The 23,269-nt window shown below is 66.0% G+C and carries 20 protein-coding genes; 17 read left to right on the top strand and 3 right to left on the bottom strand.

Going from position 1 to position 23,269, the window contains the following annotated elements; genetic code table 11:
- Positions 1–30: 30 nt before the first annotated feature.
- Complete coding sequence (locus CAG46_RS26630) at positions 31–1,341, bottom strand: MFS transporter (protein WP_085619299.1); 1,311 nt, start codon at positions 1,339–1,341, stop codon at positions 31–33.
- A 65-nt stretch (positions 1,342–1,406) separates the two neighbouring features.
- On the bottom strand, positions 1,407–2,720 hold the full coding sequence (locus CAG46_RS26625; protein WP_023663021.1) for an L-fuconate dehydratase: 1,314 nt from the start codon (positions 2,718–2,720) through the stop codon (positions 1,407–1,409).
- A 101-nt stretch (positions 2,721–2,821) separates the two neighbouring features.
- On the opposite strand from CAG46_RS26625, the gene CAG46_RS26620 reads away from it, so the two are divergent.
- From CAG46_RS26620 to CAG46_RS26585, 8 genes are all read left to right on the top strand, one after another.
- Positions 2,822–3,769 (top strand): LysR family transcriptional regulator, encoded by a 948-nt coding sequence (locus CAG46_RS26620; protein ID WP_085619301.1) that lies wholly within the window; start codon positions 2,822–2,824, stop codon positions 3,767–3,769.
- Positions 3,770–3,803: 34 nt separating this feature from the next.
- Positions 3,804–4,757 (top strand): LysR family transcriptional regulator, encoded by a 954-nt coding sequence (locus CAG46_RS26615; protein ID WP_025339435.1) that lies wholly within the window; start codon positions 3,804–3,806, stop codon positions 4,755–4,757.
- Between the two features lie 483 nt (positions 4,758–5,240).
- Complete coding sequence (locus CAG46_RS26610) at positions 5,241–6,782, top strand: UxaA family hydrolase (protein ID WP_085619304.1); 1,542 nt, start codon at positions 5,241–5,243, stop codon at positions 6,780–6,782.
- A gap of 34 nt (positions 6,783–6,816) precedes the next feature.
- The gene (locus CAG46_RS26605; protein ID WP_084785199.1) at positions 6,817–7,875 is read left to right on the top strand and encodes an Ldh family oxidoreductase; all 1,059 of its coding nucleotides are present in this window, start codon (positions 6,817–6,819) and stop codon (positions 7,873–7,875) included.
- 20 nt (positions 7,876–7,895) lie between these two features.
- Positions 7,896–9,113: a fumarylacetoacetate hydrolase family protein gene (locus CAG46_RS26600; RefSeq protein WP_085619306.1), complete on the top strand. Its 1,218-nt coding sequence runs from the start codon at positions 7,896–7,898 to the stop codon at positions 9,111–9,113.
- A 98-nt stretch (positions 9,114–9,211) separates the two neighbouring features.
- On the top strand, positions 9,212–10,513 hold the full coding sequence (locus CAG46_RS26595) for an MFS transporter (protein WP_176240859.1): 1,302 nt from the start codon (positions 9,212–9,214) through the stop codon (positions 10,511–10,513).
- 223 nt (positions 10,514–10,736) lie between these two features.
- The gene (locus CAG46_RS26590) at positions 10,737–12,386 is read left to right on the top strand and encodes a VRR-NUC domain-containing protein (RefSeq protein ID WP_085619331.1); all 1,650 of its coding nucleotides are present in this window, start codon (positions 10,737–10,739) and stop codon (positions 12,384–12,386) included.
- A complete protein-coding gene (locus tag CAG46_RS26585; RefSeq protein ID WP_085619310.1) occupies positions 12,383–14,641 on the top strand; it encodes an ATP-dependent DNA helicase in 2,259 nt (752 codons plus the stop codon). The genes CAG46_RS26590 and CAG46_RS26585 overlap by 4 nt, the downstream gene beginning before the upstream one ends.
- A gap of 171 nt (positions 14,642–14,812) precedes the next feature.
- On the opposite strand, the gene CAG46_RS26580 is transcribed toward CAG46_RS26585, so the two are convergent.
- A complete protein-coding gene (locus CAG46_RS26580) occupies positions 14,813–15,994 on the bottom strand; it encodes an NnrS family protein (protein ID WP_085619312.1) in 1,182 nt (393 codons plus the stop codon).
- 214 nt (positions 15,995–16,208) lie between these two features.
- Here CAG46_RS26580 and xerC point away from each other — a divergent pair, with 214 nt between their 5' ends.
- The 9 genes from xerC (at position 16,209) to ureG (ending at position 23,081) form a co-directional block, all read left to right on the top strand.
- On the top strand, positions 16,209–17,123 hold the full coding sequence (gene xerC / locus CAG46_RS26575; RefSeq protein WP_015270152.1) for a tyrosine recombinase XerC: 915 nt from the start codon (positions 16,209–16,211) through the stop codon (positions 17,121–17,123).
- Positions 17,124–17,518: 395 nt separating this feature from the next.
- Positions 17,519–18,352, top strand: coding sequence for an urease accessory protein UreD (locus tag CAG46_RS26565; RefSeq protein ID WP_085619314.1), 834 nt, complete (start codon positions 17,519–17,521; stop codon positions 18,350–18,352).
- Positions 18,353–18,361: 9 nt separating this feature from the next.
- Positions 18,362–18,664, top strand: a complete 303-nt coding sequence (locus CAG46_RS26560) for an urease subunit gamma (protein WP_003256923.1) — start codon at positions 18,362–18,364, stop codon at positions 18,662–18,664.
- A 19-nt stretch (positions 18,665–18,683) separates the two neighbouring features.
- Positions 18,684–19,001, top strand: coding sequence for an urease subunit beta (locus tag CAG46_RS26555; protein ID WP_025339426.1), 318 nt, complete (start codon positions 18,684–18,686; stop codon positions 18,999–19,001).
- Positions 18,998–20,701, top strand: a complete 1,704-nt coding sequence (gene ureC, locus CAG46_RS26550) for an urease subunit alpha (RefSeq protein ID WP_025339425.1) — start codon at positions 18,998–19,000, stop codon at positions 20,699–20,701. Before CAG46_RS26555 ends, ureC begins: the two co-directional genes overlap by 4 nt.
- Before the next feature lie 10 nt (positions 20,702–20,711).
- The gene (ureE, locus tag CAG46_RS26545) at positions 20,712–21,209 is read left to right on the top strand and encodes an urease accessory protein UreE (RefSeq protein WP_085619316.1); all 498 of its coding nucleotides are present in this window, start codon (positions 20,712–20,714) and stop codon (positions 21,207–21,209) included.
- Between the two features lie 17 nt (positions 21,210–21,226).
- Complete coding sequence (locus CAG46_RS26540; RefSeq protein ID WP_025339423.1) at positions 21,227–21,772, top strand: HupE/UreJ family protein; 546 nt, start codon at positions 21,227–21,229, stop codon at positions 21,770–21,772.
- Positions 21,772–22,446, top strand: a complete 675-nt coding sequence (locus CAG46_RS26535) for an urease accessory protein UreF (protein ID WP_075045400.1) — start codon at positions 21,772–21,774, stop codon at positions 22,444–22,446. Before CAG46_RS26540 ends, CAG46_RS26535 begins: the two co-directional genes overlap by 1 nt.
- A gap of 11 nt (positions 22,447–22,457) precedes the next feature.
- A complete protein-coding gene (gene ureG, locus CAG46_RS26530) occupies positions 22,458–23,081 on the top strand; it encodes an urease accessory protein UreG (protein WP_010953755.1) in 624 nt (207 codons plus the stop codon).
- The last annotated feature ends 188 nt before the right edge of the window (positions 23,082–23,269 follow it).

Below are 23,269 nucleotides of genomic sequence, written 5' to 3'. Positions count from 1 at the left end.
GATTAGGCCGTGGCAGGCAAACGCCTCCTGTCAGCGATTCGCTTGCTCCTGCCCTTGCCGCAAGCGGGTACTGACCAGCGCTGCCACCACCAGCAACGCGGCGATGATCCACAAGCCATTGCGGGTACTGCCGGTGGCCTGCTCGATCAGGCCCATCACCGATGGGCCGACGAAACCGCCAAACAGGCCGCAGGTGGTGACAAAGGCCAACCCTGCCGCCAGGGCGCTGCCACTCAGGCGGCTGGAGGGGAAGACGAAGATGATCGACTGCACCACGAACAGCATCAGGGCAGTCAGCGAAAACCCGATCAGGCCGATGAACGAGTTGGCCAGCGACGCCAGCAGCAGCCCGGCCGCCATGGTCAGCAGGCCGCCGAACAGCAGGGTGCGGCAACGGCTCGGCGAGGTGGCCAGGCGTGGGAAGGTAGCAGCGCCGATGGCGGCAGCAATCCACGGTACGGCGGTCAGCAGGCCGACCTGGAAGGGCGACAGCGCGCCGTAGGTGCCGATGATGCCCGGCAGGAAGAAAATCACCGTGTAGATGGTGATCTGGTGCACGAAGTACACCACGATCGCCAGCCAGATCTGCCGGTCGCGGAACATCTGCCCCAACTTGCTCTGCTGCGGTGCGGCGGCCCGCTCCGCAGCCAGGCGGCGCTCGATGTCCGCGGTTTCGGCGGCCGACAGCCAGGGCGCCGAGGCTGGGCCATCGGGCAGTTTCTTCCATACCACATAAGCCAGGGCCACTGCCGGCAGGCCTTCGAGCACGAATAGCCATTGCCAGCCGTGCCAGCCCAGCACACCGTCCATTTCCAGCAGGGCACCCCCCAGCGGGCCGCTGAGGATGTTGGCCAGGCACACGCCCAGCAGGAAGTAACCCGTGGCGCGGGCACGCTGTTCACGGTCGAACCAGTAGGTCAGGTACAGCATCACGCCGGGGAACAGGCCCGCTTCGGCGACCCCGAGCAACAGGCGCATGACGTAGAACGAGGTTTCGCCCTGGACGAAGGCCATGCCCGCCGAGAGCAGGCCCCAGGTGATCATGATGCGGGTGATCCAGAAGCGTGCGCCCACCCGATGCATGATCAGGTTGCTGGGTACTTCGGCCAGGGCATAGGTGAGGAAGAACAGGCCGGCGCCCAGGCCGTAGGCCGCTGCCGACAGGCCGAGGTCGATGCCCATGCTGGCCTTGGCCAGGGCAATGTTGGTCCGGTCAAGGAAGCTCATCACGTAGACAACGATGAGCAGTGGCATCAATTTGCGCAGCAGCAGGCCGTTCAGGCGCTGTTCTGTGGTGGCGGCAGGGGCGGGCGCCGCTGCAGTACCGGTGAGGATTGTCATTGTTTTTTCCCCGTGAAAAGTGCTGGTGGCGTGCCGCGCAAAGGCGGCACACCCAGGTAGGTGGGTCAGGAACGGTTGATGTCGAGCCACACCGCGCCGTTGGGGTACTGGTAGCGTTCCAGGGTCTCGGCATGCATTTCGATGCTGTAGCCTGGGCGTTGCGGTGGCATGTAGCGCCCGCGCCGGATCACCACCGGGTCGATGAAATGCTCGTGCAAGTGGTCGACGTACTCCAGCACCCGGTTGTGCAGCGAGGCCGATACCGCGATGTAGTCGAACAGGGCAATGTTCTGCACATATTCGCACAGGCCGACACCGCCGCCGTGCGGGCACACCGGTACGTCGTACTTCGCCGCCATCAGCAGCACGATCAGCACTTCGTTCAGGCCACCCAGGCGGGCCGCGTCCAGTTGGCAGAAGTCCAGCGCGCCGGCCTGGAACATCTGCTTGAACATCACCCGGTTGTGGCAATGTTCACCGGTGGCCACGCCAATCGGGGCAATGCGCTGGCGGATGGTGGCGTGCCCGAGGATGTCGTCCGGGCTGGTCGGCTCTTCGATCCACAGTGGCTCGAAGGCGGCCAGGCGGCGCATGTTGGCGACGGATTCCTCGACGCCCCATACCTGGTTGGCATCCATCATCAGGGTGCGCTCCCAGCCAATTTCGTCGCGCAGGATGCTGGCGCGGCGAATGTCTTCCTCCAGGTCCGCGCCGATCTTCTGCTTGATGTGGGTCCAGCCATCTTCCACCGCCTCGCGGGCCAGCTTGCGCATCTTTTCTTCGCTGTAGCCCAGCCAGCCCGGCGCGGTGGTGTAGCCGGGGTAGCCTTCGCGCAGCATCTGCGCTTCGCGCTGGGCCTTGCCCGGGGCCTGGCGGCGCAGCAGGGCGATGGCTTCTTCGGGGGTGAGCACATCGGTGACGTAGCTGAAGTCCAGGCAGCGCACCAGCTGCTCGGGCGTCATGTCGGCCAGCAGCTTCCACACCGGCTTGCCTTCGTGCTTGGCCCACAGGTCCCACACGGCATTGATGATCGCGGCGGTGGCCAGGTGGATCACGCCCTTTTCCGGGCCCAGCCAGCGCAACTGGCTGTCGCTGACGGTGAAGCGGTGCCAGAAACCGCCCATGTCGGCCGTGATTTCCTCCAGGGTGAGGCCGACGATCAGCGGCGCCAGCGACTGCACCGCCGCCGCGCAAATCTCGTTGCCACGGCCGATGGTGAAGGTCAGGCCGTGGCCTTCCAGGGCCTCGGCGTCGGTGTGCAGCACCACGTAGGCGGCCGAATAATCGGGGGCGCTGTTCATGGCGTCGGAGCCGTCCAGCGACAGCGAAGTGGGGAAACGAATGTCGCGAACGCTCAGGTGGGTAATACGTATGCTCATGGTCGGCTCTTGTTCTGTTCAAGCACTGGGAGACCTGACTGTAGGTTGTCGAGCGATACAGGCATAATCGCCAAATCTTAACCAGCGATACCGGATTCGATATGTCTCGCTTGCCACCCGACAGCGCCCAGGCGCCTGCCAGCATCGGCGCATTGAAGATCTCCAGCCGGCAGATCACGCTGCTCAACGCCTTGGGCGAGTTCGCTAACCTGCGCCGTGCTGCCGCGGCGATGCACACCACGCAACCGGCAGCGAGCCTGTTGCTGCAACAGCTCGAGGAGCGCCTTGGCGTACGCTTGTTCGAGCGTTTGCCACGGGGCATGCAAGCGACGCTGTATGGCGAAGTGATGATCCGCTATGCGCAGAACGCGCTGCATGAGTTCGAGCACGCCCAGGCGCAGATTGCCGAGCTGGCGCGCGGGGCCCAGGGCCTGGTGCGGGTGGGCAGCGTCATGGGCCCGGTGCCGGGTGTGCTGACCAAGGCGGTACTGGCCTACAAGCGCGACCACCCCAAAGTGCGCATTTCCCTGGAGGTCGGCACCAGCGACACCTTGCTGCCGGCCTTGCTGCGTGGCGACTTCGACATGGTGGTGGGGCGCCTGCCGGACCAGAGCGACAGCCAGGACCTGAACATCGAACTGTTCGAAGGCGGTGAGCAGATGCGCGTTATTGCCCGCGCAGGCCACCCGCTGGCCAATGCCACCGGGCTGCAACTGGCCGACCTGGTGGCCTTGACCTGGATACTGCACCCCATCGGCAGCCCGATGCGCCGCCGCGTCGAAAGCGCGTTGCAGGCCGGCGGCATGGTGCAGTCGCTGGATATCGTCGAAACTGCCTCGATCCTGGCTACCACCGCCATGCTCGAAGCCTCCGAGATGATTGCGGTGGTGCCCGATGACGTGGCCAAGCATTATGCCCGCTATGGCATGGTCGCCATCCTGCCGGTGGAACTGCCACTGGCCATGGCCAACCTGGGCGTGTTGACCCTGCGCTCGCGGCCCAACTCGGTTGCCCTGGACACCTTGCTGCACTACCTGCGGGCGCAATAGCCCTGCCTTTTCACTTGCCTGAGGCCCTGCGTCAATGCCGCCGGACATGACCCATTCCAGCTTTTGCAACTGGATACGCTACAAGCACCTGGTGCTGATCGACACCTTGGCGCGCACCCGCAACATGCACGCCACCGCCACGCGCATGAACCTGAGCCAGCCGGCACTGAGCAAGATGTTGCGTGACCTTGAGGAGCAGTTCGGCTTCGCCCTGTTCGAACGCCTGCCGCGGAGCATGCCACCCACCGAACTGGGCGAATATGTGGTGCGTTATGCTCAAGGCGCGCTGGCCGAGTCGCAACAGTTCGTCGATCAGGTAAACCGCCTGCGCAACGGCGGGCACGGCTTTATCCGCGTCGGTGGGATATTTGCCGCCACCGCGCTGGTGCTGCCGCAGGCCATCGCCGCGATCAAGGCGCGCAGCCCGTTGCTGTCGATCGAAGTGGTGGAGCATTCCAGCGATCACTTGTTGACCATGCTGGAGCAGAACAAGCTCGACATCATGATTGGCCGCTTCACTGAAGAACGCTTCAGCCAGCTGTTCGACTTCCAGCCCCTGGAGCCGGAACCGTTCAGCCTGGTGGTCAACAGCGAGCACCCGCTCAACCAGCTGGAAAGCACGCCACTGACGGCGCTGGGCGACTGGCCGTGGGTGCTGTACCCGGTGGGCACGCCGATCCGCAACCGCCTGGAGCAGGCCTTCCGGGTTGCCGGCATCGCCACGCCTGCCGACAGCGTCGAAACCATCTCCATGCCGATGTTCCTGCAATTGCTGCAGGCGGCGCCGATGATCGCCATGTTGCCGCGCTCGATGGTTGCCGCGCAGCTGGCCAGCGGCCAACTGAAAGAACTGCGCAGCCCCTTGCACCTGGCGGCGCTGGAGTACGGCGTGGTTACCCGCAAGGACGAGCCGCTGAGCGCTTCGGCCCGGGCGTTTGTCGAGATTTTGCTGGAGGGCGCGCGGCGCCGTCAGCAGGAGCAGAGATAAAACCCATGGGGCCGCTGCGCAGCCCATCGCAGGCAAGCCAGCTCCCACGGGTGCAGCGTTGCTCTCGAGGTTGTCGCTGTACCTGTGGGAGCGGCCTTGTGTCGCGAAAGGGCCGCAGCGCGGCCCCAGGATTGATGCGCAACAGTTGAAATTGCTGGGGCTGCTTTGCAGCCCTTTCGCGACACAAGGCCGCTCCCACAGGGATCGCGCCACCTTGTGGAATTTGAGCAAGACAGTTGCTCCCACAGGGACAGCGCATGGCTTGATGTCAATGCAGTCGGTGTGGGAGCTGGCTTGCCTGCGAAGGGCTGCGCAGCGGCCCCAATGGCCCTCAAATGTGATTGATAAACGCGCTCTGATACCTGTTTTTGATAACCCAGGGTTATCGCACGATCGGATCATCTCATTGGGAATGTTGCCCAAGGCTTCTTACAGTGGTCGCAGCCATAACAAGAAGCCAGCCGCACCGCCCTGAGAGGTCCCATGCAACTGATTGCCAAGTCCGGTGACCTTGCCGTCATCCGCCTCAACCCGCTGGACAACGTGCTCATCGCCCGCCAGGCCCTGCCGCAAGGCCTGCGCCTGGACGCCGAGGCGGTTACCGTGCGCCAGCCGATCCCCTCGGGCCACAAGGTCGCTACCGAGCGTGTGGAGCAGGGCCAGCCCCTGCGCCGTTACGGGCAGATCATCGGTTTTGCCTCGCAGGCCATCGACGCCGGCGATCACGTGCATGTGCACAATGTGCAGATGGGCGATTTCGCCCGTGACTACGCCTTCGGTGTCGACACCCGCAGCCAGCCCGGCCTCGAGGCGCAGTTTCAGGGCATCGTGCGCGCCGATGGCCGGGTCGCCACCCGCAACTACATCGGCATCCTCACCTCGGTGAACTGCTCGGCGACCGTGGCTCGGGCCGTGGCCGACCATTTTCGCCGCGACATCCACCCTGAAGTGCTGGCCGATTACCCGAACATCGACGGCGTGGTAGCGCTGACCCACGGCGCCGGCTGTGCGGTGGACCCCAGCGGTGAAGCCTTGGGCCTGTTGCGTCGCACCCTGGCCGGGTACGCCGTACACCCCAATTTCGCTGCCGTGCTGATCATCGGCCTGGGCTGCGAAACCAACCAGATCGAAAGCCTGCTGGAAACCCAGGGCCTGCAGGCCAGCGCCCAGCTGCGCGCCTTCACCATCCAGGGTATCGGCGGCACCAGCAAAACCATTGCCGCCGGTATCGAGCAGGTCAAGGCGCTGCTGGCCGAGGCCAACCAGGTGCAGCGCCAGCCGGTCAGTGCGCGGCACCTGGTGGTCGGCCTGCAATGTGGTGGTTCCGATGGCTATTCCGGCATTACCGCCAACCCGGCGTTGGGCAATGCCGTCGACCGCCTGGTGGCCGCCGGTGGCACCGCGATTCTCTCCGAGACCCCGGAAATCTACGGTGCCGAGCACCTGCTGACCCGCCGTGCGGTCAGCCGCGAGGTCGGCGAAAAACTGGTGGCCCGCATCCGCTGGTGGGAAGACTACTGCCAGCGCATGAACGCCGAACTGAACAACAACCCCTCGGCCGGCAACAAGGCCGGGGGCCTGACCACCATCCTCGAGAAGTCCCTCGGTGCGGTGGCCAAGGCCGGTTCCAGCAACCTGGTCGATGTGTACCAGTACGCGGAAGCGGTGCGCGCCCAGGGTCTGGTGTTCATGGATACCCCCGGTTACGACCCGGTTTCGGCCACCGGCCAGGTGGCTGGCGGGGCCAACCTGATCGCCTTCACCACCGGCCGTGGCTCGGCCTACGGCTGCGCCCCGGCGCCGTCGATCAAGCTGGCCACCAACAACCGGGTGTTCGAGCACCAGGAAGAAGACATGGACGTCAATTGCGGTGGCATCGCCGACGGCTCCACCAGCATCGAGGAGCGCGGCGCGTTCATCTTCGAACAGATGCTGCGCATCGCTTCCGGTGAACGCAGCAAGAGTGAGCTGCACGGCTACGGGCAGAACGAATTCGTGCCCTGGCAGATCGGTGCCGTGACCTGATCGCCAGCCCTGTTCCATTTCCGAGGCAACCGCAATGACTCAAACCACACATTACAACGTGCAAGCGCTCACCACCTTCGTCGAGCGGCTGTTCGAAAAGGCCGGCGCCGATGCCGAAGTCGCCCAGGTAGTGACCCGGGTACTGCTCGAAGGCGAATTGCTGGGCCATCGCACCCATGGCCTGAACCTGGTCAGCCGCTACATCGACGGCATGCTCGGCGGCCAGGTCAAGGCCCGCGCGCAGGTACTGGAGCAGGTATCGGACAGTGGCATTTCCAGCCTGTTCGATGGCCACTACGTGTTGGGGCCGTACTGCGTCAGCCGTGCCCTGGACTGCGCGGCAAAGGGCGCCACTTCGCAGGGTATCGGTATCGCCGTGGTGCGCCGCGCCGCGCATATCGGCTGCCTGGCAGCCTACCTCAAGCCCTACACCGACCAGGGCCTGGTGGCCATGCTGTATTCCTCGGACCCATCGGTAGGGCTGGTCTGCGCCCATGGTGGCGCCGACCCGGTGTACACCCCCAACCCGATTGCCGCGGGCATCCCGACCCAGGGCGAGCCGATTCTGCTGGACGTCAGCATGTCCACCGTCACCCTCGGCCTGGTCGGCCAGTGCCGCGATGCCGGCAGCCGCCTGCCGCACCCGGTGCTGGTGAGCAATGACGGGCAACTGAGCGACGACCCGCGCGACTTCTTCACCAGCCCGCAAGGCAGCATCCTGCCCTTGGGTGGCCAGGCTTTTGGCCACAAAGGTTTCGCCCTGGCGCTGCTGGTCGAGGCCCTGACCTCGGGGCTGGCCGGCCATGGCCGCAAGGATGCACCAGACCAGTGGGGTGCATCGGCCACCGCCGTGGTCATCGACCCGCGTTTCTTCGGCGGCCTGCAAGCGTTCACCGACGAAACCAGCTTCCTTGGTCGGCTGGTCCTGGCCAGCCGGCCACTCGACCCCGAGCGCCCGGTGCGCCTGCCTGGGCAGGCTGGCCTTGCCCTACGCCGCCAGGCCCTGGAGCAGGGCGCAAGCCTTTCGTCACAGCTGGTGGCCGACCTTGACCGCCTGGCCGGGCAGCTGCAACTGCCGGCACTTTCCCAATGAATGACAGTAAGGGTACACAGATGACTGATCGAGCGAACGGCAAGCGACCGCTGCCTCTGAATCACGATGCCAGCGCGTTCGACAGCGGCAGTTGGGTAGGGCGGGCCTGGCTGCCGGAGCAGGGCCCTGCGGTGGTGCTGGTGAAGGCCGGCGCCGTGCACGATATCAGCGCCCATGTAGCCACCGTCTCGGCCCTGCTGGAAGTGGCCGACCCGGTGGCCTACCTGCGCAGCCTGCCGCTGGCCGAGCCGCTGATCGGGCTGCCAGCCTTGCTGGGCAACAGCGACCCGGCCCGGCGCGACCCGCACCAGCCATGGCTGCTGGCACCCATCGACCTGCAGGCGGTGAAGGCTGCTGGGGTGACCTTCGCCACCAGCCTGCTGGAGCGCGTGGTCGAAGAGCAGGCCAAGGGCGACCCGGCCAAGGCCGATGCGATCCGTGACACCCTGGCCAGCCGCATCGGCGCAGACCTGTCGCAGATCGTGCCGGGCTCGGCCCAGGCCGAAGCGCTGCGCAAGGTGCTGGTGGAGCAGGGCCTGTGGTCGCAGTACCTGGAAGTGGGTATTGGCCCGGATGCCGAGGTGTTCACCAAGGCCCAGCCGCTGTCGGCGGTCGGCCACGGCGCCGACATCGGCATCCACCCCAAGTCGAGCTGGAACAACCCCGAGCCTGAAGTGGTGCTGGCGGTGTCGAGTGATGGTCGCATCAAGGGTGCGATGCTCGGCAACGACGTCAACCTGCGCGACTTCGAAGGCCGTAGCGCCTTGCTGCTGTCAAAAGCCAAGGACAACAATGCCTCCACCGCGCTTGGCCCGCTGCTGCGCCTGTTCGACGAAAGCTTCGGCCTGGACGACGTGCGCGCCGCCGAAGTGGACTTGCAGGTGGTGGGCGAAGACGGTTTCATCCTCGCCGGCCGCAGCTCCATGCGCCAGATCAGCCGCGACCCGCAGGACCTGGTGCAGCAAACCCTCAACGAGAACCATCAGTACCCCGACGGCCTGGTGCTGTTCCTCGGTACCTTGTTCGCCCCCAAGCAGGACCGCGACCAACCGGGCAACGGCTTCACCCACAAGCCGGGCGATGTGGTGAGCATCAGCAACCCGCAACTGGGTACCCTGTGCAACCGCGTGACCACCAGCGACCTGGCACCGCAATGGCACTTTGGCCTGCGTGCGCTGATCGACAGCCTCGGCCGGCGCGGGCTGCTGGACGTTGCAACCACCGCGCGCCAGCCTTGAGCGGCGCGCTGCGTCAGGGAGGGCGCAGCATGAACGAAGGATCGCCAAGGCGCTGACAGCGCGGCAACAATAATAATAAAGGTCATCACATGAACCCTATGAAGAAGTACCAACGCGTCACCGTCGTGTTCCTGCTGTTGATCGGCATCGTCAACTACCTGGACCGTAGTGCGTTGTCGATCGCCAACACCTCGATCCAGAAAGACATGATGATCAGCCCGTCGCAGATGGGCATCCTGTTGTCGGCGTTCTCCATTGCCTATGCCTTTGCCCAGCTGCCGATGGGCATGATCATCGACCGCCTGGGCAGCAAGATCGCTCTCGGCGCCTCGCTGCTGGGCTGGTCGGTGGCCCAGGCAGCGTTCGGCATGGTCAACAGTTTTGCCGGCTTCATGGGCCTGCGGGTGCTGCTGGGGATTGGCGAGGCGCCGATGTTCCCGTCGGCGGCCAAGGCCCTGTCGGAGTGGTTCGATGCCAACGAACGCGGCACCCCGACCGGCGTGGTCTGGTCCTCGACCTGCCTCGGCCCGTGCCTGGCGCCACCCTTGCTGACGCTGTTCATGGTCAACTTCGGCTGGCGCGGCATGTTCATCATCACCGGCGTGATCGGCGTGGTGCTGGCGCTATGCTGGCTGACCTTCTACAAAAGCAAGGCCCGCTACCTGGCGGAGCTTGCTGCCGAGGGCAAGCCGTTGCCGAGTGGGCAGCAGGCGCCGGCAGCCACTGCACAAGCGCCGAAGGCCTCGTACTTCGCCGGCTGGCTCGACCTGTTCAAGCACCGCAGTACCTGGGGTGCGGTGCTGGGCTTCATGGGCGTGATCTACATGCTCTGGCTGCACCTGACCTGGCTGCCTGGCTACTTCGAGCGTGAGCACGGCCTGGACCTGTACAAGACCGCCTGGGTAGTGTCGCTGGCCTATGGCTTTGGCGCAGCGGGCACGATCGTTGCCGGGCGCTTCTGCGACTTGCTGGTGAAGCGCGGCATGAGCGTGCTGGCCAGCCGCAAGTTCAGCGTCATCACCGGGCTGGTGCTGGCGGCGCTGTTTACCCTGCCGCTGTCGTTCGTCACCGGCCTGACCGGTTGCATCGTCCTGCTGTGCCTGGCGCTGTTCAGCATCAACATGGCCAGTGCCACTGCCTGGATGATCGTCAACACCATCGTCGACAGCCAGCGCGTGGCCTCGTTTGGCTCGATCCAGAACTTCGGCGGCTACATTGCCGGCTCGGTGGCACCGATCGTTACTGGCTTCAGCATCCAGTACTCGGGCTCGTTCACCACGGCGTTCATGATCAGTGCGGTAGTGGCGCTGTGTTCGGCGGTGGCCTACTTCCTGCTGCTGCAGGCGCCGATTGGCAGTGCCAAGGTCAAGGCGGCGGAGATGGTTGCCGCGACTGAGTAACCTTTGCGCCGTCGCCTGTAGGAGCGGCCTTGTGTCGCGATGGGCTGCGCAGCAGCCCCGGGATTTTGAAGCCAACGCCGAAATCGCCGGGGCTGCTGCGCAGCCCATCGCGACACAAGGCCGCTCCTACAGACTGCGCCACCGAGATGACCCACGGCACTTGCCAGGCATACTGGTCTGTATGTATAACCAGTATCCATTCCAGCCGCCTGACCCCCAGCCCGTGATCGCCCATTCCGTCGACGACCCGTTCTACTACCTGCACAATTTCCGCCAGGTGCTGCTGTGGGTCGAACAGCGCTACGAAGACCTGCTCGACGATCAGGAACTCGCTTTCATCCGCACCTTCAGCCAACTGGACGCCCCGGCACAGGCCCTGATGGTGCGCATGGTCATGCGCAAGGGCGAGCTGTTTCGCAGCGATCGCCTCGACTATGCCGAAATCGGCGATACCGGGCAGGCCCTGCAGCCGCTGCTGGCCCTCGGCTGGGTACGGGAGCCCGCACAACTGGAACTGCAGCAACTGTTCGCCCTGCTGCGCAAGGACGAACTTGCCCGTTGTTTTGCCCCGCAGCTGAGCCGCCCTCGCGCTGCCAAGCATGACCTGCTTGCACAACTGCAACCCCTGGGCCTGCAAGCCCGTTCATTGGCCGAGTGGTTTCCGGACAGCGGCGTACGCATCCTCCAGTGGTGCCTGCAACCCTTGTGCGACCGCATGCGCCTGCTGTTCTTCGGCAACCTGTACCAGGACTGGTCGGACTTCGTCCTCGCCGACCTCGGGTTGTTGCGCTACGAACAGGTGCCGTTCAGCACCGATTCGCGTGCCCTGCAGCAACGCGCCGAAGTCGACCTGGCCATGGCCTTGCACCAGTGCGCCGAGCGCCTGGAGCAGGGCGACGACCCGCTGTCGATCCTGGCAGCCATGCAGGGCCTGCACAGCGACAACCCATGGTTGGCCCGGCGCCATGCGCGCCTGCAATTCGCCCTGGGCCAGCAATGCGAGCGCCTGGGCGACTGGGCGCAGGCCATGGCTGTGTACACGCAGTGCAGCCATGCCCAGGCGCGCATCCGCCAGGTGCGGGTGCTGGAGCGCAGCGAGCAGTGGCCCCAGGCCCATGCACTGGCGCTGCAACTGGCGGCGGCGCCGGCCAACGCCCTGGAAGTGCAGGCGCTGGAACGCATGTTGCCACGCCTGGCACGCAAGCTCGGTGGCCCGCCACAGCGGCGCCAGCGTGTCGCGCCCCTGGAGCTGATCGAGCTGGAACTGCCCCGGGAACTGGCAGCGCTGGGTGTGGAGGAGGCGGTACGCCAGCACCTGGCCGAAGCCGGTGGGCCGGTGCATTACGTGGAGAACACGCTGTTCAACAGCCTGTTCGGCCTGCTGTGCTGGGAGGCGATCTTCGCCCCGGTGCCTGGCGCGTTCTTCAACCCGTTCCAGGCCGCCCCGCAGGACCTGCACGACGGCGACTTCCAGCAACGCCGCAGTGCTCTGTTCGAACGTTGCCTGGGGCGGCTGGACGATGGCAGCCATCACCGGGCGATTCTCGACTGCTACGCCGCCAAGCAAGGGCTGCAGTCGCCGTTCGTGTTCTGGTCCGTGCTCAGTGAAGCATTGCTTGAGCAAGCCTTGGCCTGCCTGCCGGCGGCCCATTTGAAACAGTGCTTCCTGCGCCTGCTGCAGGACATCCGCAACAACCGCGCCGGCATGCCCGACCTGATCCAGTTCTGGCCCGAGCAAGGTCGCTATCGCATGGTCGAGGTCAAGGGCCCTGGCGACCGCCTGCAGGACAACCAGCTGCGCTGGCTGGAGTTCTGCCGGGCCCACGGCCTGCCTGTCGCGGTGTGCCACGTGCGCTGGAGCGAAACACCGTGAGCTACAGCGTAGCGGTACGCGCCTTGTGTGAATTCAGCGCCAAGGTCGGCGACCTGGACCTGCGCTTCACCCCATCACCCACCGCCCAGGAGGGGATCGAGGGGCATCGGCGGGTGGTGGCGCGACGCGCTGCGGGCTACGAGTCGGAAATTGCCCTCGAAGGCCAGTTCGAAACCCTGAAAGTGCGTGGCCGCGCCGACGGTTACGACCCCGCCTGCAACCGCCTGGAAGAGATCAAGACCCACCGTGGCGACCTGTCGCGCCAGCCGGCCAACCATCGCCAGTTGCACTGGGCGCAGGCCAAGGTCTACGGCTGGTTGATGTGCCAGGCACGGCAAATGCCGGCCATCGAGGTGGCGCTGGTTTACCTGGACGTGGACAGCGATGGCCAGACGCTGATCAGTGAACACTGCACGGCAGCCGAACTGCAGGCCTTCTTCGAAACCCAGTGCCAACGCTTTCTGGCGTGGGCACAAGGGCAGGAGCAGCGTCTGGCCGAGCGTAACCAGGGCCTGCAAGCGCTGGGCTTCCCCTATCCGGCGTTCCGCCAGGGCCAGCGACAACTGGCGGAAACCCTGTACAAGGCGGTGAGCACCGGCCGTTGCCTGATGGCCCAGGCCAGCACCGGAATTGGCAAGACCCTCGGTACCTTGTTCCCTCTGCTCAAGGCCATGGTGCCGCAGCAGCTGGACAAGCTGTTCTTTCTCACCGCCAAGACCCCGGGCCGGGCCCTGGCCCTGGATGCCATGCGCCAGATCACCGATGCCACGCCGCAGCCGGCCTTGCGCACGCTGGAGCTGATCGCCCGCGACAAAGCCTGCGAGCACCCCGACAAGGCCTGTCATGGCGAATCCTGCCCCTTGGCCGCAGGCTTCTACGACCGCCTGCCGGCCGCGCGGCAGGCAGCGGCAGCGTTGCCCTTGCTCGACCGCGCCCAGCTGCGCGAAGTGGCCCTGGCGCACCAGGTGTGCCCGTACTACCTGGGCCAGGAAATGGCGCGCTGGGCAGATGTGCTGGTGGCGGACTACAACTACTACTTCGATGCCCATGCCTTGTTGTTCGGCCTGACCCAAGCCAACCAGTGGCGGGTCGCGGTACTGGTGGACGAGGCGCACAACCTGGTAGAGCGCGGCCGCGGCATGTACAGCGCCAGCCTCGACCAGGGCCAGTTGCTGGCCCTGCGCCAGAGCAAACCGCCCGGGCTGGTCAGTGCGCTGGACCGGCTGAACCGGCAGTGGAACGCCCTCTACAAGGAGCAGCGTGCGCCATACCAGGCCAGCGAGTCGCTGCCAGAGGCCTTGCTGCGTGCCCTGCAGCAATGCATCGGGCTGATCCAGGAACAAATGAACCAGACGCCTGCGCAAATGGACCCGCAGGTGCTGCAGTTCTTCTACCAGGCGTTGCAGTTCAGCCGGGTTGCCGAGCTGTTCGACGAGCACTTCCTGTTCGACATCAGCCAGCGCCAGGGCCCGCGCAAGCGGCGGCTGGCCACCCTGTGCCTGCGCAATGTCACCCCGGCGCGCCTGTTGGGCCCACGCATGCAGGCGGCGCGCAGCGTGACGCTGTTTTCCGCCACCCTGAGCCCACGGCACTTCTACAGCGACCTGCTGGGCATGCCGGCCGATACCGCCTGGCTGGAAGTGGCCGCGCCGTTTCGCGCCGAACAGCTGGAAGTGCACATCGCCAGCCAGGTATCCACCCGTTACCAGCAACGCCAGGCTTCGCTGGCGCCGATCGTCGAGCTGATCGCCCGGCAGTATGAGCGCATGCCGGGCAACTACCTGGCGTTCTTCAGCAGTTTCGAGTACCTGCAACAGGTGGCCGGGCTGCTGGCCGAGCGGCATGCACAGATACCCATGTGGGCCCAGGAACCGGGCATGGACGAAGCGGCCCGCCAGGGTTTTCTCGACCGTTTTGTTGCGGATGGCCGCGGGGTGGGTTTTGCGGTGCTGGGTGGTGCATTCGGGGAGGGGGTGGACTTGCCGGGCACACGGCTGATCGGCGCGTTTGTCGCCACCCTCGGGCTACCGCAGGTCAACCCGGTCAACGAGCAGTTCAAGCAGCGTCTGGGGCGGCAGTTTGGTGCGGGGTTCGATTACGCCTATCTCTACCCGGGCGTGCGCAAGGTCATCCAGGCGGCAGGCCGGGTCATCCGGGGCGACCAGGACCGTGGCGTTCTGGTCTTGATCGACGAGCGCTTCGCCGAACCCCGGGTGCAGCAGATGTTCCCGGGGTGGTGGCCAGCGCCGGGTTAACGCGGTCCGGCAATTTGTGCGTCTGCGCTGAAACCTTGGGGCTGCTTAGCAGCCCATCGCCGGCAAGCCAGCTCCCACAGGTACAGCGCAGGCCTTGAGGTCGGCGCGGTCGGTGTGGGAGCTGGCTTGCCGGCGATGGGCCGCAAAGCGGCCCCAATCTGGGCATCAAGGCTAGCCAGGCATACCGTCAGCCCGTGGCCGCAGCAAGATGGGCAGGTAATGTTGCAGGAACAGCAGCAGCGCCAGGCTCCAGCACACTACTGAAAGGCTCACCCCCAGCGGCGTGAACAGCGGCAGCACCACCCGCGCCAGCGTCGCCAGTTGTATCAAGGCAAAGGCCCAGGCAATGCTGGTCGGCACCTGCAGCGGCCTGCCGGTGTGGCCCAGGCTGACCCGTGCCATCATCGCCAGGATCAAGCCGCTCATGGCGCCCACGGTCAGGGCGTGGGTCACCAGGCTCGGGCTCAGTGCCACCCCGGCATGCCACAGCGCCATGCCCAGGCAGGCAATGGCAATCCAGGCATAGGCCAGGTGCAGCGACCACAGCAGGGGCACCCGCCACAAGCCACGGTCATGCCACAAGGCCAGGCGGGCGGTATGCAGGGCGAACAAGGCGCCGAACAGCGCGGCCAGGCCGATACGTGGCGTATCGGCCAAGCCCGAGGCGAAGGCCACCGGTACCGCCACGCTCAGCAGCAGGCAGGCCCGGGCCAGCCAGGGGCGGGCAGGGGACGGGGCCATGTTGCCCAGGCCGCGCCGGGTGAAGAACGGGATCACCCGCCCGCCAAGCACGGTCATCATCGCGGCCACCAGCCACAACCCGGCAAACACCCCGCGGCGCTGCCACAGTTCGTCCTGGCGCAGCCAGCCGACCAGGGTCAGCCACTGGCAGGCGGCGATCAACAGCACCAGGCCGACGATCGGGTAGTTGTTACGCAAGCGCCGTTGCACGATCGGCCGTGCCAGCGCCAGTGCCACCAGTGGCAGGAAGCTGCCCTCGATCACTACCAGCAAGCTGCCCGGTAATGGCAGGAACCAACTCGCCCGGCCCAGCAGCCAAAGCAGGAACAAACCCTGTAGCGCGCGCCCGTTCAAGCCTGGGATGCCGCTCCAGTTCTGCACTGCAGTCAGCAGGAAACCGGCGATGATGGCGGCAGCAAAGCCATAGAGCATTTCGTGGCGGTGCCAGGCGAGCATGCCGCCGGGGGGCGTGGGCTCCAGCGCACCGGCCAGTACGCCGCCCCACAACAGCAAGGCGAGCAGCGCAAACAAACTGCCACCCAGGAAGAATGGGCGGAAACCCAGGCCCCAGACGGCCTGGCGTGGGCGTGAATCGATCGGCTGCACAAGCATGGGCGGACCTTCGTTCGTTCAGTAGGCTCAATTGGGGTAAGATCACGATCCGTGCCAGCTCCGAACCCCTTGTATATCAAGGTGATGGCACCTCTCCGGGTCCGAATGACATGCGTTTTCTGCTGTTATTTGGACCTGCTTGTATGTCGTATTGACTTGCTTCAGGGTCTGGCCGGTTCGCCGCTGGCCAACGCTTCGCTACAGGATTCACGTTTTGTCCGACCTCTCGAAAAATCCGCTGCTGCAGTACATGGCCCGCCTGGCCCCATCCAGCCAGCAAACCATGCGCTACATCCTTCAGGACGCTGCCGACCGGCTGGGGTTTGTCGACTGCAATATCGTCGACGTGCCCTGGCATCGGCTCGAGCCCGGCCATGTGATCGCCCTGGTGGCGGCGCTGCGTGCCGACGGTTACGCACCCAACAGCTCGTCGCTGTACGTCAACGCCATCCGCGGTGTGATGAACGAAGCCTGGCGCCAGGGCCTGATCGATCACGAGCAGTTGTTGCGCATCCGCGAGGTCAAACCGGCCACCGGCAGCCGCCTGCCACCGGGGCGCAACCTGCGCCGCAGCCTGATTCGCGAGCTGATGGATGTGTGCGCGGCCGACCCACGGCCGCAGGGTGTGCGTGACGCGGCGATCATCGCCTTGCTGTACGGCACCGGCATGCGCAAGTCGGAATCGGTGGACATCGACCTGGACCAGGTCGACTTCGAGGCGCGCAGCTTGCAGGTGCTGGGCAAGGGCAACCGCCAGCTGATCAAGTACGCACCGCCATGGGCGTTCGAGAAGTTGCAGGCGTGGCTGGACCTGCGCCGTCAGGACTTGCCGGCAGGGGCCGAAGACGACCCGTTCCTGTTCAACCGCATCCGCCGTGGCAGCCATATCACCCGGGCGCGCATCACCAAGCATGCCATTTACTACATCGCCCGCCAGCGTGGTGCGCAGGTGGGCGTGAAGATCATGCCGCACGACTTCCGCCGGGCGTTCATCACCCGGGTGATCGAAGAGCACGACCTGTCGATTGCGCAGAAGCTGGCGCATCACGCCAATATCCAGACCACCGCCATCTATGACCGGCGTGATGACAACGAACGCCGGCGTGCGGTGGACCGCTTCGATTACTGACGCCTTGTCGCTGTATGAAGGGCTTGCTCGAACCCTGTGGGAGCGGGTTCACCCGCGAACACGGGCGAGGCCCGTGCCATGCACTGGGTTGGATTCTTCGCGGGTAAACCCGCTCCCACAGAGGCCGTGTCGCAGCATCGGGTAATTTTTGCCTTGAGATGGGCTGGCACCGAAGCAGGGCCAAAGCACGCCCCCGCCTTGTGCGCCATCCCCCCGTATGCCCGATGCCAGAGCGGCTTGGGCAAAAGTTTCATCTTCGTTCACCTGCGGAGTTGGCCCGCAACCTGCTATATCCAGCCTGCGAATTTGATCGAGTGGTCAGGCCGCGCGCGCCGTAGCCGTGCGTGCCTGCCCCTCTAAACGGCCAGCAGGCCACGGATTTCAGGGGCCGCAGGATGTCGCTCGCGGAGCAGATCGAACAACAACACGACGATGCCGGCTGGAGCGCTCACCTGCAGTTGCGTTTCGTCAGGCGTGACGAGGTGACCCGCCTTGGTGCGTGGCGGCATTTCGGACCTCTTTTGGTGCAGCGACCGTTCTATCCGGAAGGTGCACCGTGCCATGTCTACGTGCTGCACCCACCCGGTGGGATCGTCGCCGGCGACCGCCTGGAGCTGGATATCCAGCTGGAGCCGGGCAGCCACGCGCTGCTGACCATGCCCGGCGCCAGCAAGTTCTACCGCAGCATCGGCCCGACCGCGCGGCTGGCCCAGCGCTTTCACCTGGCCGCCGGCAGCACCCTGGAGTGGCTGCCGCAGGACAGCATCTTCTTCTCCGGCGCCCGCGCCAGCCTCGACAGCCGTTTCACCCTCGAACCGGGGGCGCGCCTGCTGGCCTGGGAAACCCTGTGCCTGGGGCGCCCGGTGATGAACGAGCGTTTCGAGCAGGGTGCCCTCGACAGCCGCCTGCAAATTGAACTGCCTGACGAAGTGGGCCTGCACGAGCGCCTGCGCGTCGAAGGCGGGCGCCTGGACAAGCTTGGCGGGCATCCGCTGCTGGCCACCTTCTGCGCCGCACCCGCCGACCAGGCCGTGCTGGATCTGGTGCGCCCGCTACTCGACGAGATGGCCAACCCGGCCGGCGCGACCCTGCTTGGGTCGTTGCTGGTGATTCGCGTGCTCGACCATGACAACCAACACCTGCAACGCACCCTGCAACGCCTGTGGCATGTGCTGCGCCCGGCCGTCCTCGGCCTGCCGGCCTGCCCGCCGCGTATCTGGGCCACCTGAGAGAGCGCCATGGAGCTGACCCCGAGAGAGAAAGACAAACTGCTGCTGTTCACCGCCGCGTTGCTGGCGGAGCGGCGCCTGGCCCGTGGCCTGAAGCTCAACTACCCGGAAGCGGTGGCGCTGATCAGTGCCGCCGTGCTTGAAGGCGCCCGTGATGGCCGCACCGTCGCCGAGCTGATGAGCCTGGGGCGCGAAGTATTGAGTCGCGAGCAGGTGATGCCTGGCATTGCCGAAATGCTCCACGACGTGCAGGTCGAAGCGACCTTCCCGGATGGCACCAAGCTGGTGACCGTGCATGACCCCATCGTCTGAAACTGCCCAGGAGCCCCGCATGATCCCAGGTGAAATCCAGGTCGCCGCCGGCGATATCGAGCTGAACAGCGGCCGCGCGACGGTCAGCGTCAGCGTGGCCAACCATGGCGACCGGCCGGTGCAGGTCGGCTCGCACTACCACTTCTACGAAGTCAACGAGGCGCTGGTGTTCGAGCGCGCGCCGACCCTGGGCTTTCGCCTGGACATTCCCGCCGGTACCGCCGTGCGTTTCGAGCCCGGCCAGGCGCGTACCGTGCAACTGGTGGCCTACGCCGGCAAGCGCGAGGTCCATGGCTTCCAGGGCAAGGTGATGGGCGCGCTGGAGGGCAGGGCATGAGCCGCATTTCCCGCCAGGCCTATGCCGACATGTTCGGCCCCACCGTGGGTGACCGCGTACGCCTGGCCGACACCGCGCTGTGGGTCGAGGTGGAGCGCGACTTCACCATCTATGGCGAAGAGGTGAAGTTCGGTGGCGGCAAGGTCATCCGCGATGGCATGGGGCAGGGCCAGATGCTGGCCGCCGAAGCCATGGACCTGGTACTGACCAATGCCCTGATCATCGACCACTGGGGCATCGTCAAGGCCGATATCGGCATCAAGCACGGGCGTATCGCGGTGATCGGCAAGGCTGGCAACCCCGATGTGCAGCCGGGCGTGAACGTGCCCGTGGGCCCCGGCACCGAGGTGATCGCGGCCGAGGGCAAGATCGTCACCGCCGGTGGCGTCGACTCGCACATCCACTTCATCTGCCCGCAGCAGGTGGACGAGGCGCTGAACAGCGGTGTCACCACCTTCATCGGCGGCGGCACCGGGCCGGCCACCGGCACCAACGCCACCACCTGCACGCCCGGCCCTTGGTACCTTGCGCGCATGCTCCAGGCCGCCGACAGCCTGCCGATCAACATCGGCTTGCTGGGCAAGGGCAACGCCTCGCGGCCGGAAGCACTGCGCGAGCAGATCGCGGCCGGCGCCGTGGGCCTCAAGCTGCACGAAGATTGGGGTTCGACACCAGCTGCCATCGACTGCTGCCTGGGCGTGGCCGAGGAAATGGACATCCAGGTGGCGATCCACACCGACACCCTCAATGAGTCCGGCTGCATCGAAGACACCCTGGCGGCCATCGGCGACCGTACCATCCACACCTTCCACACCGAGGGCGCTGGTGGCGGCCACGCCCCGGACATCATTCGCGCGGCGGGGCAGGCCAACGTGTTGCCGTCCTCGACCAACCCGACCCTGCCGTACACGGTCAACACCGTGGACGAGCACCTGGACATGCTCATGGTCTGCCACCACCTGGACCCGAGCATCGCCGAAGACGTGGCCTTTGCCGAGTCGCGCATCCGCCGCGAAACCATCGCCGCCGAGGACATCCTCCACGACATGGGCGCCTTTGCCATGACCTCGTCCGACTCCCAGGCCATGGGCCGGGTTGGCGAGGTTGTGCTGCGCACCTGGCAGGTGGCCCACCAGATGAAGCTGCGCCGCGGGCCACTGGCGCCGGACACCAGCTACAGCGACAACTTCCGGGTCAAGCGCTACATCGCCAAGTACACCATCAACCCGGCGCTGACCCACGGCATCGGCCACGAAGTGGGCTCGGTGGAAGTCGGCAAGCTGGCCGACCTGGTGCTGTGGGCGCCGGCGTTCTTTGCGGTCAAGCCGGCCCTGGTGATCAAGGGCGGGATGATCGTCACCGCGCCCATGGGCGACATCAACGGTTCCATCCCCACGCCGCAACCGGTGCACTACCGCCCGATGTTCGGCGCCCTGGGCGCGGCGCGGCATGCCACGCGCATGACCTTCCTGCCCCAGGCGGCGATGGACCGTGGCCTGGCCGAGGAGCTGAACCTGCGCAGCCTGATCGGCGTGGCCCACGGCTGCCGCCGGGTGCGCAAGCCCGACATGGTCCACAACACCTTGCAGCCGCTGATCGAGGTCGATGCGCAGACCTACCAGGTGCGTGCCGACGGCGAACTGCTGGTCTGCGAGCCGGCCCGCGAACTGCCGCTGGCCCAGCGTTACTTCCTGTTCTGAAGGAGCACCGATGATTGTCTTGACTCGCCGTATCACCGACCCCGGTCAGCTGGGCGAAACCGGCACCGTCACCCTGGACGTGGACAGCCGCATCAAAAGCCGCCTGCGGGTGACCCTGGATGATGGTCGCGAGGCCGGGCTGATGCTCGAGCGCGGCCACCTGCTGCGCGGGGGCGAACTGCTGGCCGATGCCGAGGGCATCCAGCTGATCCGCGTGCTGGCGGCGCCCGAAGCGGTGTCCACGGTGCGCTGCGCCGACCCGCACCTGCTGGCCCGCGCGGCCTATCACATGGGCAACCGCCATGTGCCGCTGCAGATCGAACCCGGCCTGTTGCGCTTCCAGCATGACCACGTGCTGGACGACATGTTGCGTGGCCTGGGCCTGACGGTAGAGGCCGAACAGGCGCCGTTCGAGCCTGAAGCGGGCGCCTACCAGAGCGCGCCGCACAGCCACAGCCATGCCCACGGCCACGATCACCCGTTCGTGCGCCTGCCTGCCCATTCCTGAACTGCCTGGAGCAACCGATGAAAAAGACTTTCGCCCTGTTTCTGCTGATGCTGGCTCTGCCTGCCTTCGCCCACCCCGGGCACGACGCCAACCCGCTGCAGGACGGCCTGCTGCACCCGCTGACCGGCCTTGACCACCTGCTGATGCTGCTGGGCACCGGTGTACTCGCCGCGTTGACCCGGCGCAGCCTGACGCTACCCCTGGCAACCCTGGCGGCGATGTTCGGCGGCGCGGTGTGCGGCCACCTGTTCGGCGATGTGCTGGGCATGGAAACCCTGATTGCCGTGTCGCTGCTGGTGGCTGCCGGTGCCGTGCTACTGCCCAGCCGCCAACTGCTGCTGGCCATGGCCATGCCGGTGTTCGCCCTGTTCCATGGCTGGGCCCATGGCGTGGAAGCCACGCCAAGCGCGTTCTGGCAGTTCAGCGCCGGCTTCGTCACGGTCAGCGGCCTGTTGCTGGCGGCCGGCTTTGCGGTTGGTTGCCTGTTGCGCAGGCATAGCGGCCTGCAGAAGGCCTTTGGCGGTGGCCTGCTGGCCGGCGCCGCGCTGGTACTGGCCGGTTGATGGACAGCGACCTGGCGTTGTTGCGCCTGCTGCAGCTGGCCAGCCCTGGCTTGCCGGTGGGTGGCTTCACCTACTCGCAAGGCCTGGAATGGGCGGTCGAGGCGGGCTGGGTACGGGGCGTGGATGGTTTCGCTGCCTGGCAGCGCGAGCAGATCGACGACACCCTGGCCTGCCTCGACTGGCCGGTGCTGGCGCGCCTGTACCACGCCTGCCAGGCCGAGGATGCCGAGGCCTTTGGCCACTGGAGCCGCTTTCTGCTGGCCAACCGCGAAACCGCCGAGCTGCGCCTGGAAGAACAGCAGCGCGGCGCGGCGCTGGCACGGCTGCTGGACGGCTGGCAACTGGGCCAGGCACCGGCCTGGCGTGCCAGCCTTGAACTCACCCAGCTGGGCGGTATGGCCTGGCTGGCTGCGCACTGGGCGATCCCACTGCGCCAGTTGGCCCTGGGCCATGGCTTCGCCTGGCTGGAGGGCGCGGTAATGGCCGGGGTCAAGCTGGTGCCGTTCGGCCAGCAGGCTGCCCAGACCTTGCTGCGCGACCTGGGGGCGGGGCTGCCCGCGGCCCTCGACCAGGCACTGGGCCTGGGTGATGACCAGCTAGGCGGCGGCCTGCCGTTGCTGGCCATTGCCTCATCGCGACACGAAACCCAATACACCCGATTGTTCCGTTCCTGAGGACTGCCTGCATGCAAAGCTATCAACAACCCCTGCGCGTCGGTGTCGGCGGCCCGGTCGGCTCCGGCAAGACGGCGCTGCTCGAAGCCTTGTGCAAGGCCATGCGCGATCACTACCAGATCGCAGTGGTCACCAACGACATCTACACCAAGGAGGACCAGCGTATCCTCACCGAAGCCGGGGCCCTTGAGCCGGAGCGCATCGTCGGTGTGGAAACCGGCGGCTGCCCGCACACGGCGATACGTGAGGACGCCTCGATGAACCTGGCGGCAGTCGAAGCCCTGGCGCGCAAGTTTGGCAACCTCGAGGTGATCTTCGTCGAAAGCGGCGGTGACAACCTGAGTGCCACTTTCAGCCCGGAGCTGGCCGACCTGACCATCTACGTGATCGACGTGGCCGAAGGCGAGAAGATCCCGCGCAAGGGTGGGCCGGGGATTACCAAGTCGGATTTCCTGGTGATCAACAAGACCGACCTGGCGCCCTATGTGGGGGCTTCGCTGGAAGTGATGGAGCGCGATACCCAGCGCATGCGCCCGCAGCGGCCATGGACCTTCAGCAACCTGAAGAAGGGCGAGGGGCTGCAGGCGGTGATCGACTTCATCGTCGAGCGCGGGATGCTGGGTGTGCGCGGGTGATGTAACGGGTTGAACGCAGTCTGGACCATGGCGCAATTCCTGTGGGAGCGGGTTTACCCGCGAACACCGGCGCAGCCGGTGCCACCCACCGTGTTGGCTTCTTCGCGGCTAAAGCCGCTCCCACAGAGGTCGCGCCGCCTTTGGGAATTTGAGCAAGACAGTTGCTCCCACAGGGATATGTGTTGCTT

The sequence above is a fragment of the Pseudomonas sp. B23(2017) genome (assembly GCF_002113725.1).
GTDB lineage: Bacteria > Pseudomonadota > Gammaproteobacteria > Pseudomonadales > Pseudomonadaceae > Aquipseudomonas > Aquipseudomonas putida_Z.
This window is presented reverse-complemented; position numbering and strand designations above follow the sequence as displayed.

What these genes read in the sequence shown, in the direction of transcription:
- ureG (WP_010953755.1), top strand. Translation starts at nt 22,458, where the DNA reads ATGCAAAGCTATCAACAACCCCTGCGCGTCGGTGTCGGCGGCCCGGTC.
- CAG46_RS26580 (WP_085619312.1), bottom strand. Translation starts at nt 15,994, where the DNA reads ATGCTTGTGCAGCCGATCGATTCACGCCCACGCCAGGCCGTCTGGGGC.
- CAG46_RS26595 (WP_176240859.1), top strand. Translation starts at nt 9,212, where the DNA reads ATGAAGAAGTACCAACGCGTCACCGTCGTGTTCCTGCTGTTGATCGGC.
- CAG46_RS26605 (WP_084785199.1), top strand. Translation starts at nt 6,817, where the DNA reads ATGACTCAAACCACACATTACAACGTGCAAGCGCTCACCACCTTCGTC.
- CAG46_RS26610 (WP_085619304.1), top strand. Translation starts at nt 5,241, where the DNA reads ATGCAACTGATTGCCAAGTCCGGTGACCTTGCCGTCATCCGCCTCAAC.
- CAG46_RS26555 (WP_025339426.1), top strand. Translation starts at nt 18,684, where the DNA reads ATGATCCCAGGTGAAATCCAGGTCGCCGCCGGCGATATCGAGCTGAAC.
- CAG46_RS26625 (WP_023663021.1), bottom strand. Translation starts at nt 2,720, where the DNA reads ATGAGCATACGTATTACCCACCTGAGCGTTCGCGACATTCGTTTCCCC.
- CAG46_RS26615 (WP_025339435.1), top strand. Translation starts at nt 3,804, where the DNA reads ATGCCGCCGGACATGACCCATTCCAGCTTTTGCAACTGGATACGCTAC.
- ureE (WP_085619316.1), top strand. Translation starts at nt 20,712, where the DNA reads ATGATTGTCTTGACTCGCCGTATCACCGACCCCGGTCAGCTGGGCGAA.
- CAG46_RS26600 (WP_085619306.1), top strand. Translation starts at nt 7,896, where the DNA reads ATGACTGATCGAGCGAACGGCAAGCGACCGCTGCCTCTGAATCACGAT.
- ureC (WP_025339425.1), top strand. Translation starts at nt 18,998, where the DNA reads ATGAGCCGCATTTCCCGCCAGGCCTATGCCGACATGTTCGGCCCCACC.
- CAG46_RS26630 (WP_085619299.1), bottom strand. Translation starts at nt 1,341, where the DNA reads ATGACAATCCTCACCGGTACTGCAGCGGCGCCCGCCCCTGCCGCCACC.
- CAG46_RS26535 (WP_075045400.1), top strand. Translation starts at nt 21,772, where the DNA reads ATGGACAGCGACCTGGCGTTGTTGCGCCTGCTGCAGCTGGCCAGCCCT.
- CAG46_RS26565 (WP_085619314.1), top strand. Translation starts at nt 17,519, where the DNA reads ATGTCGCTCGCGGAGCAGATCGAACAACAACACGACGATGCCGGCTGG.
- CAG46_RS26540 (WP_025339423.1), top strand. Translation starts at nt 21,227, where the DNA reads ATGAAAAAGACTTTCGCCCTGTTTCTGCTGATGCTGGCTCTGCCTGCC.
- CAG46_RS26620 (WP_085619301.1), top strand. Translation starts at nt 2,822, where the DNA reads ATGTCTCGCTTGCCACCCGACAGCGCCCAGGCGCCTGCCAGCATCGGC.
- CAG46_RS26560 (WP_003256923.1), top strand. Translation starts at nt 18,362, where the DNA reads ATGGAGCTGACCCCGAGAGAGAAAGACAAACTGCTGCTGTTCACCGCC.